This is a genomic window from Pseudomonas cyclaminis (assembly GCF_015163715.1).
Taxonomy (GTDB): Bacteria; Pseudomonadota; Gammaproteobacteria; order Pseudomonadales; family Pseudomonadaceae; genus Aquipseudomonas; species Aquipseudomonas cyclaminis.
The window spans coordinates 1-12,994 of record NZ_JADDUM010000016.1 but is presented as its reverse complement, the minus strand read 5'-3'; the positions used below and the strand labels follow the sequence as shown (position 1 = coordinate 12,994).

The window sequence follows — 12,994 nt, the reverse complement described above, 5'->3', positions numbered from 1 at the left end:
TCATTGCTCCTTGGCTTCGTTGCGGCCCAAGTGGAAGGCGGTGATGGCTGCGGCGAGCAGCAGCATCGAAGCCAGTTCGACCACCAGCAGGTACGGGCCGAACAGGCTGATGCCCACGGCCTTCGCGTCGACGGTGGTGTGGCCGATGGCCTGGCCGCTCTGGTGCGCGAACAGCACATACAGCAGTTCACCCAGCAGCAGGGCTGCGAGGACAACCGGGCCGAGCCAGATGCCGGGCTTGAGCCAGACACGTTCCTGGGCGACCGAAGCCGGCCCCAGGTTGAGCATCATCACCACAAACACGAACAGCACCATGATGGCGCCGGCGTAGGCGATCACTTCCAGGACACCGGCGAACGGTGCGCCGAGGCTGAAGAAGGTCATGGCCACGGCGATCAGCGAAATGATCAGGTAGAGCAGGGCGTGCACGGGGTTGGTGTTGGTGATCACGCGAAGCGTGGACACCACTGCAATACCCGATGCGAAATAGAAAGCGAATTCCATCTTTCTTCCTTAAGGCAGCAAGCTCTTCACGTTGATCGGCTCGGCTTCGTTTTGTGCGGCGCCTTTCGGCTTACCGGCAACGGCCATACCTGCAACACGATAGAAGTTGTAATCAGGGTTTTTACCGGGACCAGAGATCAGCAGATCTTCTTTCTCGTACACCAGGTCCTGACGTTTGAACTCGGCCATCTCGAAATCCGGTGTGAGCTGGATCGCGGTGGTCGGGCAAGCTTCCTCGCAGAGGCCGCAGAAAATGCAGCGCGAGAAGTTGATACGGAAGAAGTCCGGGTACCAGCGACCGTCTTCGGTTTCAGCTTTCTGCAGGGAGATGCAACCCACCGGGCACGCCACGGCGCACAGGTTGCAGGCTACGCAACGCTCTTCGCCATCGGGGTCGCGGGTGAGCACGATACGGCCGCGATAGCGCGGCGGCAGGTACACCGCTTCTTCCGGGTATTGCAGGGTGTCGCGTTTGCGAAAGCCATGGCCGAAAACCATCACCAGGCTTCGCAACTGGGTACCGGTACCCTTAACGATGTCGCCAATATATTTGAACATGGGTCAAATCCTCACTGAACCGCGCCGGCGGGCGTGTTCAACAACACAACGGCAGCCGTCACCAGCAAATTGATCAGGGTCAGCGGCAGGCAGAAGCGCCAGCTGAAATCCATCACCTGGTCGTACCGTGGACGCGGGATGGAAGCGCGCAGCAGGATAAACAACATGATGAAGAACGCGGTCTTCAGGAAGAACCAGAAGAACGCCAACTGCGGCAGGATGCCGAACGGACCGTGCCAGCCGCCGAAGAACAGCGTGACCAGCAGGGCCGAGATCAAGATGATGCCGATGTACTCACCGACGAAGAACATGCCCCACTTCATGCCGGCATATTCAATGTGGTAACCGTCGGCCAGTTCCTGTTCCGCTTCCGGCTGGTCGAATGGGTGACGGTGAGTCACGGCCACGCCAGCGATGAAGAAGGTGCAGAAGCCGAAGAACTGCGGAATGATGAACCACAGGTTCTGCGCCTGGTACTCGACGATGTCGCGCATGTTGAACGAGCCGACCTGCACCACGATGCCCATCAGCGCGAGGCCCATGAACACTTCGTAGGACACGGTCTGGGCCGAGGCCCGCAAGCTGCCCAGCAGGGCGAACTTGTTGTTGCTCGACCAACCGGCGAACAGCACCGCGTAGACCGACAGACCGGCCATGGCGAAGAAGAACAGCAAGCCGATGTTCAGGTCCGCCACGCCCCAGGTCGGGGTGATCGGGATGATCGCGAAGGCGATCAGCAAGGCGCTCATGGCCACGACCGGTGCCAGGGTGAAGATCACCTTGTCGGCAAACGGCGGGGTCCAGTCTTCCTTGAAGAACATTTTCAGCATGTCGGCGGCAATCTGGAACATGCCGAACGGGCCAACGCGGTTCGGACCGTAACGGTCCTGCCACCAGCCCAGCAGGCGACGTTCGACGAAGCTGAGCAGGGCGCCCGCAACAACCACGGCCAACAGGATCACGATGGCCTTGACCACCGAAATGATCACGTCAATTACTTCCGGCGTGAACCAAGTCATTGCGCTGCCTCCTGCAGACCGTCAACGGTTTTGCCGAAGATCGCAGGCGGGATGCCGGCGAGGCCTTTAGGCAGTGCAACCAGGCCGGCACCCAACTCTTCATTGATGCGCAGCGGCAGACGCAGGGTCTGGCCGGCCACGGTCACGCTGAGCAGGGCGCCGTCGTTGACGCCGAGACGGTCGGCTTCGGACTTGGCCACGGACACGTAGGCTTCTGGGATGCGGCTTTGCACCGGCGCGGCCTTGGAAGAGTTCTCTTCGCTGCCGAACAGGTGGAAGAACGGGACAACCTGCCAGGTGCCCTGGGCCGGGTTGAACGGACGCGGTACGGCAGCGAACCAGTTCAGCGAATCACCGGTGCTTTCGATCAGGCGGGTGCCCGGGTCGCCAGCGCGGATGTGACCACCGACTTCGTCCTGGAACTTGTTCCAGGCTTGCGGCGAGTTCCAGCCCGGCGACCAGGCGAATGGCACCTGTTGACGGGGCTCGACCGAACCCGAGTAACCTTCCATGGAGAAGGCGAACGCGGTGTCGTTGTCTTGTGGTGTACGCGGTTCGTGCACGCTGATGTCGGCGCGCATGGCAGTACGACCGGAGTAACGCAGCGGTTCACGGGCCAGTTTCATGCCCTTGATGCGGAACGCGGCGGACGGTGCGGCGTCGACAATCCGCGCAAGCTGCGGTGCGCTGGAAGCGACGGCGGCGGTCACGTGGTCAAGCTGGGTCCAGTCGATCGGCTGGTTCAGCAGGGTTGCGCGCAGGGCATGCAGCCAGCGCCAGCCTTCGTGAACCAGGATGCTGGCGTCCATGTACTTTGGATCGAACACCTGGAAGAAGCGCTGGGCGCGGCCTTCCTGGCTGACCAGGGTGCCGTCGCCTTCGGCGAAGCTCGCCGCTGGCAGTACCAACTGAGCGCGGTCGCTGGTGGCGGTCTTCTGGTGGTCGGCGACGATCAGCAATTTGCGGCGTTCAGCGCAGCGTCAACCTTGGCGGCATCGGTGCGGGTATACAGGTCATTTTCCAGCACCACGATGGCGTCGGCAGAGCCGTCGATCACGGCTTGCAGGCCGGCGTCCAGGGACTCACCACCGAGCATGGCCAGGCCAAGGCTGTTGGCTTCCGGCACAACCAGGCTGATGGAGCCATTCTTGTCGCGCAGCTTCAAGGCCTTGGCGATGTTGGCAGCGGCTTCGATCAGCGCCTTGGAACCCAACGAGGTGCCGGCGATGATCAACGGGCGCTTGGCCGCGAGCAGGGCGTCGGCGATGCGCTGGGCCAGTTCAACGGCTTCCGCGTCCAGGCCTTCGACGGCAGGCGCGCTGGCGTCGAGGGCGTGGGCCACGGCAAAACCGATGCGGGCCAGGTCGTCGGGCGCTGCGTGGACGCATTCTTCGGCGATGTCGTCGAGCTTGGTTTCAGCGATGCTGGCGATAAACAGCGGGTTCAGCGCGTGCTGGCCGATGTTTTTCACGGCGGCGTCGAGCCACGGCTGTACGCGCATGGCGTCGGCCATCGCTTCAGCCTTGCCCTTGACCGACTGGCGCAGGGACAGGGCCACGCGGGCGGCGGTCTGGGTCAGGTCTTCACCGAGCACGAAGATCGCGTCGTGGTCTTCGATGTCACGCATGTTCGGAACAGGCAGCGGGCTGTCGTTCAACACTTGCAGGACCAGGCGGATGCGCTCCAGCTCACCGGCTTCGATACCGGAGTAGAAGTGCTCGGCACCGACCAGCTCGCGCAACGCGTAGTTGCTTTCGAGGCTGGCGCGGGGAGAACCGATCCCGACGATGTTACGGCCGCGCAGCAGGTCGGCGGCTTTATCCAGCGCGTCGTCCAGGCTCAGCTTGGCGCCATCGGCCAGCAGCGGTTGGCGCGGGCGATCCTTGCGGTTGACGTAGCCATAGCCGAAACGGCCACGGTCGCACAGGAAGTACTGGTTGACCGAACCGTTGAAGCGGTTTTCGATACGACGCAGTTCACCGTAGCGCTCGCCCGGGGAGATGTTGCAACCGCTGGAGCAGCCATGGCAGATGCTCGGGGCGAATTGCATGTCCCACTTGCGGTTGTAGCGCTCGGAGTGGGTCTTGTCGGTGAACACACCGGTCGGGCAGACCTCGGTGAGGTTGCCGGAGAACTCGCTTTCCAGCACGCCGTCTTCAACGCGACCGAAGTACACGTTGTCGTGGGCGCCGAAGACGCCCAGGTCGGTGCCGCCGGCGTAGTCTTTATAGAAACGCACGCAACGGTAGCAGGCGATGCAGCGGTTCATCTCGTGGGAAATGAACGGGCCGAGGTCCTGGTTCTGGTGGGTACGCTTGGTGAAGCGATAACGGCGCTCGTTGTGGCCGGTCATCACCGTCATGTCTTGCAGGTGGCAGTGACCGCCTTCCTCACAGACCGGGCAGTCGTGGGGGTGGTTGGTCATCAGCCATTCGACAACGCTGGCGCGGAACGCCTTGGATTCTTCATCTTCGATGGAGATCCAGGTGTTGTCAGTGGCTGGGGTCATGCAGGACATGACGATACGACCACGGGTGTCGTTCTCGTCGGTGTATTGCTTGACCGCACACTGGCGACAGGCACCGACGCTACCGAGCGCGGGGTGCCAGCAGAAATACGGGATGTCGAGGCCTAGTGACAGACACGCCTGTAACAGGTTGTCCGCCCCATCGACTTCGAGCGCTTTGCCGTCTACGTGGATAGTGGCCATGGTTCAAAGTTCTTCGTTGGCCCGTTGTCAGCGGGCGTGGCTAATGGAATCTTGTTATTCATGGGCATCAACACAGCCTTTACGGCGTCAGCCCATGAGCAGGCGAAGGGCACGGACCCTTCGCCTGGGTAAGCGTTACGCGCCGACTACGATCGGCCTTGCCAGAGGCGGGACGGCGGCGCTGGTAGGCGCGATGCCGGCTTCGAACTCCGAGCGGAAGTATTTGATTGCGCTGCCCAATGGCTCCACGGCGCCCGGTGCGTGAGCACAGAAAGTCTTGCCTGGGCCGAGGAAGCCGACCAAGCCCAGCAGGGTTTCGATATCACCCTCGCGGCCTTCGCCATTTTCCAACGCCATCAGCAATTTCACGCTCCACGGCAGACCGTCGCGGCACGGGGTGCAGAAGCCGCACGACTCACGGGCAAAGAACTGCTCCATGTTGCGCAGCAGCGAGACCATGTTCACCGTGTTGTCCACCGCCATCGCCAGGCCAGTACCCATCCGGGTGCCGACCTTGCCGATGCCGCCGGCATACATCTGTGCGTCGAGGTGCTCGGGCAACAGGAAACCGGTGCCGGCGCCGCCTGGCTGCCAGGCTTTCAAGGTGTAGCCGTCGCGCATGCCGCCGGCGTAGTCCTCGAACAGCTCGCGTGCGGTCACGCCGAATGGCAGTTCCCACAGGCCAGGGTTCTTGACCTTGCCGGAGAAGCCCATGAGCTTGGTGCCCATGTCTTCGCTGCCTTCACGGGCCAACGATTTGTACCAGTCCACGCCGTCGGCGATGATCGCCGGCACGTTGCACAGGGTCTCGACGTTGTTCACGCAGGTCGGCTTGCCCCACACGCCCACGGCGGCAGGGAAGGGCGGCTTGGAGCGCGGGTTGGCGCGACGGCCTTCGAGGGAGTTGATCAACGCGGTTTCTTCACCGCAGATGTAACGCCCGGCGCCGGTGTGCACGAACAGTTCGAAGTCAAAACCGGAGCCGAGGATGTTCTTGCCCAACAGGCCGGCAGCCTTGGCTTCTTCCACGGCACGGTTGAGGTGCTTGGCGGCGGTGGTGTATTCGCCACGCAGGAAGATATAGCCCCGGTAAGTCTTGAGTGCACGGGCGCTGATCAGCATGCCTTCGATCAGCAGATGGGGCAGTTGCTCCATCAGCATGCGGTCTTTCCAGGTGTTCGGCTCCATTTCATCCGCGTTGCACAGCAGGTAGCGGATGTTGATGGATTCGTCCTTGGGCATCAGGCCCCACTTCACGCCCGTGGGGAAGCCTGCACCGCCGCGACCCTTGAGGCCAGCGTCCTTCACGGTCTGGACGATGTCGTCCTGGGCCATGTCGGCGAAGGCTTTGCGCGCTGCGGCGTAGCCGTGCTTGGACTGGTACTCGTCGAGCCAGACCGGCTCGGCATCGTCACGCAGGCGCCAGGTCAGGGGATGGGTCTCGGGCGAACGCTTGATCAGGTTGCCGGGCCGAAAGATGTAAGGGTCATGGGTAGCCCTCAAGCAATTGGGTCACGCCGGATGCTTGCACGTCACCGAATGTGTCGTCGTCGATCATCAACGCCGGCGCCTTGTCGCAGTTGCCCAGGCAGCACACCGGCAGCAGCGTGAAGCGGCCGTCGGCGGTGGTCTGGCCGAGGCCGATGCCCAGCTTGCCCTGGATCGCATCGACCACCGATTCGTGGCCGCCGATGTAGCAGACCATGCTGTCGCACACGCGAATGATGTGACGGCCCACCGGCTGGCGGAAGATCTGGCTGTAGAACGTGGCCACGCCTTCAACGTCGCTGGCAGGGATGCCGAGGATCTCGCCGATGGCGTACAGGGCGCCGTCCGGCACCCAGCCACGTTCCTTCTGGACGATCTTCAAGGCTTCGATCGACGCCGCGCGCGGGTCTTCGTAGTGATGCAGCTCGTGCTCGATGGCCGAGCGCTCGGTTTCACTCAGGGTGAAACGGTCTGTCTGGATAAGCGTGCTGTTCATGCTTAGCGGTCCACGTCGGCCATAACGAAATCGATACTACCCAGGTACGCAATCAAGTCCGCGACCATCTCGCCTTTGATCACCGAAGGGATCTGCTGCAAGTGCGGGAAGCTTGGAGTACGAATCCGGGTGCGGTAGCTCATGGTGCCGCCATCGCTCGTCAGGTAATAACTGTTGATACCCTTGGTCGCTTCGATCATCTGGAAGGATTCGTTGGCCGGCATGACCGGGCCCCACGAAACCTGCAGGAAGTGCGTGATCAGGGTTTCGATGTGTTGCAGCGTGCGCTCTTTGGGCGGCGGCGTGGTCAGCGGGTGATCCGCCTTGTACGGGCCGGCCGGCATGTTGCGCATGCACTGCTCGATGATCTTCAGGCTCTGGCGCATTTCTTCGACGCGCACGATGCAACGGTCGTAGGCATCGCCATTGGCCGCCAGCGGGACTTCGAACTCGAAGTTCTCGTAGCCGGAGTACGGGCGGGCTTTACGCAGGTCGAAATCGCAGCCGGTCGAACGCAGGCCCGCACCGGTGACGCCCCATTCCAGGGCCTCTTTGGTGTTGTAGGCGGCGACGCCGATGGTACGGCCCTTGAGGATGCTGTTATCGAGCGCGGCTTTCTGGTACTCGTCCAGACGCTTGGGCATCCAGTCGATGAATTCCTTGACCAGGCGCTCCCAGCCGTTCGGCAGGTCGTGGGCCACGCCGCCGATGCGGTACCAGGCCGGGTGCAGGCGGAAGCCGGTGATGGCTTCGATGACCTTGTAGGCGCGCTGACGGTCGGTGAAGGTGAAGAACACCGGGGTCATGGCGCCGACGTCCTGGATATAGGTACCCAGGAACAGCAGGTGGCTGGTGATCCGGAAGAACTCGGCCATCATGATGCGGATGGTGTCGACGCGGTCCGGTACCTTGATGCCGGCGAGCTTCTCGACCGAGAGCACGTACGGCAGGTTGTTCATCACGCCGCCGAGGTAGTCGATACGGTCGGTGTACGGGATGAAACTGTGCCACGACTGGCGCTCGGCCATCTTCTCGGCACCACGGTGGTGGTAGCCGATGTCCGGCACGCAGTCGACGATTTCTTCGCCGTCCAGTTGCAGGATGATACGGAAGGCACCGTGAGCCGAAGGGTGGTTCGGGCCCAGGTTGAGGAACATGTAGTCCTCGTTGGTGCCGGAGCGTTTCATGCCCCAGTCTTCCGGACGGAAGCGCGCCGCTTCTTCTTCAAGCTGTTGCTTGGCCAGGTTGAGGCTGAACGGGTCGAATTCGGTGGCGCGGGCAGGGAAGTCCTTGCGCAGCGGGTGACCTTCCCAGGTGGGCGGCATCATGATGCGCGTCAGGTGCGGGTGACCCGGGAAGTCGATACCGAACATGTCCCACACTTCACGCTCGTACCAGCTGGCGTTCGGCCAGATACCGGTCACGGTCGGGACGCTCAGGTCGCTCTCGGAGAGGGCAACCTTGATCATCACGTCGCTGTTACGTTCCAGCGACATCAGGTGGTAGAACACGGTGAAATCGGCGCCGCTCGGCAGGCCCTGGCGCTTGGTGCGCAGACGCTCGTCCACGCCATGCAGGTCATAAAGCATGACGTACGGCTTGGGCAGGTTGCGCAGGAAGGTCAGGACCTCGACGAGCCTGGCACGCGCCACCCACAGCACCGGCATACCGGTGCGTGTGGCCTGGGCGGTGAAGGCGTCAGGGCCAAAACGGTTATTGAGTTCGACGACCACATCCTGGTCGTCTGCCTTATAAGGCGGGATGCGTCGAGCACTGCCTGTAGTCATGGTTTTTTATCGCTTTCGGTCAACGTAAAGAATGAAGCCAGTTTTTCGTTCTATAAAAGAAGCGGGGCTGGATCAGACTTCGTCAGGGCTGCGCAGGTTGGTGACTGCGATTCGCTGTTCGCGGCGCTGTTCCTTTTGCGAAGGCATCTCGGCGCGGTATACGCCTTGATCGCCAACGACCCAGGAAAGCGGGCGACGCTCCTTGCCAATCGATTCCTGCAACAGCATCAAGCCTTGCAGGAATGCTTCGGGGCGGGGCGGGCAGCCAGGCACGTAGACGTCCACGGGCAGGAACTTGTCCACCCCCTGAACCACGGAGTAGATGTCGTACATGCCACCGGAGTTGGCGCACGAACCCATGGAGATAACCCACTTTGGTTCGAGCATTTGCTCGTAGAGACGCTGAATGATCGGCGCCATCTTGATGAAGCAGGTCCCGGCGATAACCATGAAATCCGCCTGGCGCGGTGATGCCCGGATAACTTCGGCGCCAAAGCGTGCGATGTCGTGGGGCGCCGTGAAGGCGGTGGTCATTTCCACGTAGCAGCAAGAAAGGCCGAAGTTGTACGGCCACAGGGAGTTTTTACGCCCCCAGTTGACCGCGCCACTCAGCACGTCTTCCAGCTTGCCCATGTAGATGTTTTTGTGGACTTGGTCTTCTAACGGATCGGAGACGGTTTCCCGTTCGCCGATGGGGTATTGATCGTTAGGAGCATCCGGGTCGATCCTGGTGAGATTGTATTGCATCGCCAAAGCCTCATTGTTTCAGCTTCGCTTGCCGCTTACGACGAGCTTCCGGAGCCCAATCAAGGCGCCCACTCGGAATAGGTAGACAAGGCCTGCCAACAGAATTGCTATGAAAACGAGAGCTTCGACGAATCCGGTCCAGCCGCTTTCGCGGACGGACACAGACCAGGCAAAGAGAAAAAGGGCTTCGATATCGAAGATCACGAACAGCATCGCGACCAGATAGAATTTGGCTGAGAGCCGCAGGCGGGCGCCACCTGTAGGTAGCATGCCCGACTCGAACGGTTCGTTTTTGCTGCGGCCCCAGGCTTTTGACCCGAGGAGGCTGGAGACGCCGAGCATGAAGGCGCAAAGGCCTACAACACCGAGGAGGAAAATGGCAAAGCCCCAGTTGTGGGCTATGAGTCCTGTCGCTTCGGTCATGCTGGAAATCCTTAACAGAGAGCAAAGGTCTCTGAGCTCGAAAAAGTAATGATGCAGTGACGATATGTCGCAGCGCAGTCAATCGCGGTGATTTTATGGCTAAACACCGGGCAAGTAAAATTCCTATAGCGAAATTATTCGATGGAATAAGGACATAGTGCACCTTTGTGGGGCTGTAGCCCTTGCTGGACGGGCATTAGCGGGCATTTGAACAATTAAGTTTTGTTTGGCTGGTAACGAAGTTTTCCCTGGCTAAATGATAATGAATATTGTTTGCGAGAGGTTTAAGCGAATGTTTCTCGTGTAGCGGGGGAAGTTGCCGTTACTTGCTTGATTGCTGCTTAGTTGTGGGTGTGCATCTTTTAACCGCTTTTGCGGATGTGCATACCGCTCTGGATCAATGTTTTGCGCAAAATCTTCAGGCAGATCACATTTCCCGTGTGGGAGGGGGGGGTTCTGCAGGCAAAAAAACGCCCCGAACCAGTCGGGGCGTGATTGCTGTGCGGCACTGCGGTTAGGTCTTCCTTGGGGCCGCAGTGGCCGTGTACGCGGTGCTTAGTGGAACTGCTCTTCTTCGGTCGAGCCGGTCAGCGCGGTCACGGACGAGGAGCCGCCCTGGATCACGGTGGTCATGTCGTCGAAGTAGCCGGTGCCGACTTCCTGCTGGTGCGCCACAAAGGTGTAGCCCTTGGAGGCGTCAGCGAATTCCTGCTCCTGCAGCTTCACGTAGGCGGTCATGTCGTTGCGGGCGTAGTCGTGCGCCAGGTTGAACATGCTGTGCCACATGTTGTGAATGCCGGCCAGGGTGATGAACTGGTGCTTGTAGCCCATGGCGGACAGCTCGCGCTGGAACTTGGCGATGGTCGCGTCGTCCAGGTTCTTCTTCCAGTTGAAGGAAGGCGAGCAGTTGTAGGACAGCAGTTGGTCCGGGTATTCCTTTTTGATCGCTTCAGCAAAGCGACGGGCTTCGTCCAGGTCCGGCTTGGCGGTTTCGCACCAGATCAGGTCGGCATACGGCGCATAGGCCAGGCCGCGGGCGATGGCTTGGTCGAGGCCGGCGCGTACTTTATAGAAGCCTTCCTGGGTGCGCTCGCCGGTCACGAACGGCTGGTCGTACGGGTCGCAGTCCGAGGTCAGCAAATCGGCGGCGTTGGCGTCGGTACGGGCCAGGATGATGGTTGGCGTGCCGGCAACGTCAGCGGCCAAGCGGGCAGCGGTCAGCTTCTGTACGGCTTCCTGGGTCGGAACCAGTACCTTGCCGCCCATGTGGCCACATTTCTTCACGGAAGCCAGTTGGTCTTCGAAGTGAACGCCAGCGGCGCCGGCTTCGATCATGCTCTTCATCAGCTCATAAGCGTTCAGTACGCCGCCGAAACCGGCTTCGGCGTCAGCCACGATTGGCGCGAAGTAGTCGATGTAGCCTTCGTCGCCCGGACCTTTACCGGCTTTCCACTGGATCTGGTCGGCACGACGGAACGAGTTGTTGATGCGCTTGACCACGGTCGGTACGGAGTCAACTGGGTACAGCGATTGGTCGGGGTACATGGATTCAGCGGAGTTGTTGTCCGCTGCCACTTGCCAGCCGGACAGGTAGATCGCCTGGATACCGGCTTTTACCTGTTGGACTGCCTGGCCGCCAGTAAGGGCGCCCATGCAGTTGACGAAATCTTTGTCGGGACGGAAGGAAGGCTTGGCACCTTGGGTGACCAGGTTCCACAGCTTCTCGGCGCCGAGTTTTGCAAAGGTGTGCTCAGGTTGAACCGAGCCACGCAGGCGGACGACGTCAGCAGCGGAATAAGCGCGGGTCACGCCTTTCCAGCGTGGGTTTTCAGCCCAATCTTTTTCAAGGGCTGCAATTTGCTGTTCGCGTGTCAGTGCCATGGGGAAAAACCTCGTCGCATAGGTCTAGGTGGAAAGATCCATTTGCCAGCCGCGCAATCGTTGCGGGGTATGGCTGCTCGCTGACCAGAAGCATAGGCGGTCAAGTCAGGTTCGACGGGGCAGGCGACGGGATGAGCGATGATCGAGAGGGGGGCAGGTAAAGGCTGGCCGAGAACAGTCTTCGGGCGTCGTGGGCCCTTGGGCATTCTGCAGCGTGTTGCCGGGTTACCTGGTTAGCTTCCGTCCCTCGGGACAACTTCGTTCCAGTCGCAACCTCGTCAAACACACCTTGTGGGCGGTACAGAAACGAATCGGCTCAGGTGGGTAACTTGGAGCGACGATCCGAAGGCCCTTGCCAGGGCCCCTGATTAGCGGGAGCGAGGCCATCATGCCCATGCTTTTTTGGATCGTCAAATGTTTTGTAGTGCTTTTTTTCGAGCACTACATCTTTAGTCTTATACGACTCATCAGTCAGTTTTTGGTGCTTCAGTTCAGGGTGTCGACCTTGACCCGCAAAGTCAGGTCATCGCGCCCCTGAGTAGAGTAGCTGCGGGTTGTAGTGGATTTGTCAGCCTGGGTTTGGCGGTTGATGCCTGCCAGGGGAATCCACTCGCCCAGTCGGCCGCTGACGGTTGTGTCGGTGCTTTGCACGTTCACTACATCGGGACGTTCCTGGCTCATGCGGTCACGGTTGGTACTGATTGCTAGGTGTACGGTCTCGCCGGTGACGCTTGCAGTCACATAAAAGCCCTGGGTCACGTTGCGGTATTGGGTCTGGTTTTGCGGGCGGCCATAAGCATCGGGTTGGGTGGTGGTCAGTGGCACGCTTTGGCCAACCTGAATCAGAGCGGGCACGCCTTCGCTGGCCTGGATCTGCTGGATGCCGCCGTCACGGCTGGCGGTGCCGTAGCTGATGATGCGGGTCTGGTCGCTACTGGTGTTTTGCTGGTTGCTTTCGTTGGTGTCGACCGTAATCAGCAGGCGTTTGGCGGGCGTGTCGAGTTGGGCGAGCAGGGCGCGCAGAGCTTCGATCTTGCCAGGGTCGGCGTTGACAATAAGCTGGTTACCGTAGGCGCTGACGGTACCGTCCTTGCCGATGAAGTTCTGCGCCACCGGCAGCAGGTCAGCGCTGGTGCGGTTGCTCAGGTTGACGACTTCGGTGTCGGCGACTGCCGAGCAACTGGCGGCCAGGAGAAGGGCGGTGAGCAGGGTGCGTAGGGACATGTCCGTTATCTCTGCGAGGCGTTTAGGCTTGATAGTGCCAGTTTGTCGGCCTGGCGGGGTGCAAGTTGAATCGTAGACGGCAAAATGCCCTGGCATGGCAGGGCATCTTGGGGTGTTGCTGAGATAGTCATCGGGGGCAAGCCCCCCTCCACACTTG

Annotated in this window: 8 protein-coding genes and 3 pseudogenes; all 11 read right to left on the bottom strand. The window is 60.8% G+C overall.

Annotated elements, in window-relative coordinates; genetic code table 11:
• Window positions 1–504 carry an NADH-quinone oxidoreductase subunit J gene (nuoJ, locus tag IQK56_RS01690; RefSeq protein ID WP_003174726.1) on the bottom strand — a complete coding sequence of 168 codons (504 nt, stop codon included), beginning with the start codon at window positions 502–504 and terminating at the stop codon, window positions 1–3.
• Window positions 505–513: 9 nt separating this feature from the next.
• Window positions 514–1,062, bottom strand: coding sequence for an NADH-quinone oxidoreductase subunit NuoI (gene nuoI, locus IQK56_RS01685; RefSeq protein WP_003174725.1), 549 nt, complete (start codon window positions 1,060–1,062; stop codon window positions 514–516).
• Window positions 1,063–1,073: 11 nt separating this feature from the next.
• On the bottom strand, window positions 1,074–2,081 hold the full coding sequence (gene nuoH / locus IQK56_RS01680) for an NADH-quinone oxidoreductase subunit NuoH (RefSeq protein WP_017137518.1): 1,008 nt from the start codon (window positions 2,079–2,081) through the stop codon (window positions 1,074–1,076).
• Window positions 2,078–4,791, bottom strand: a pseudogene (nuoG, locus tag IQK56_RS01675) (NADH-quinone oxidoreductase subunit NuoG). Before nuoG ends, nuoH begins: the two are co-directional and overlap by 4 nt.
• A gap of 135 nt (window positions 4,792–4,926) precedes the next feature.
• Window positions 4,927–6,281, bottom strand: a pseudogene (gene nuoF, locus IQK56_RS01670) (NADH-quinone oxidoreductase subunit NuoF).
• Entirely contained in the window at window positions 6,278–6,775 is a 498-nt protein-coding gene (nuoE, locus tag IQK56_RS01665) for an NADH-quinone oxidoreductase subunit NuoE (protein WP_099587017.1), read from the bottom strand. Before nuoE ends, nuoF begins: the two are co-directional and overlap by 4 nt.
• Before the next feature lie 2 nt (window positions 6,776–6,777).
• On the bottom strand, window positions 6,778–8,562 hold the full coding sequence (gene nuoC / locus IQK56_RS01660; protein ID WP_122306953.1) for an NADH-quinone oxidoreductase subunit C/D: 1,785 nt from the start codon (window positions 8,560–8,562) through the stop codon (window positions 6,778–6,780).
• 72 nt (window positions 8,563–8,634) lie between these two features.
• On the bottom strand, window positions 8,635–9,309 hold the full coding sequence (locus IQK56_RS01655; protein WP_012724951.1) for a NuoB/complex I 20 kDa subunit family protein: 675 nt from the start codon (window positions 9,307–9,309) through the stop codon (window positions 8,635–8,637).
• A 10-nt stretch (window positions 9,310–9,319) separates the two neighbouring features.
• Window positions 9,320–9,732: pseudogene (locus IQK56_RS01650) on the bottom strand (NADH-quinone oxidoreductase subunit A).
• A gap of 555 nt (window positions 9,733–10,287) precedes the next feature.
• A complete protein-coding gene (gene aceA / locus IQK56_RS01645) occupies window positions 10,288–11,613 on the bottom strand; it encodes an isocitrate lyase (protein WP_033057066.1) in 1,326 nt (441 codons plus the stop codon).
• A 486-nt stretch (window positions 11,614–12,099) separates the two neighbouring features.
• On the bottom strand, window positions 12,100–12,837 hold the full coding sequence (locus IQK56_RS01640) for a secretin N-terminal domain-containing protein (RefSeq protein WP_122306955.1): 738 nt from the start codon (window positions 12,835–12,837) through the stop codon (window positions 12,100–12,102).
• Window positions 12,838–12,994 lie beyond the last annotated feature (157 nt).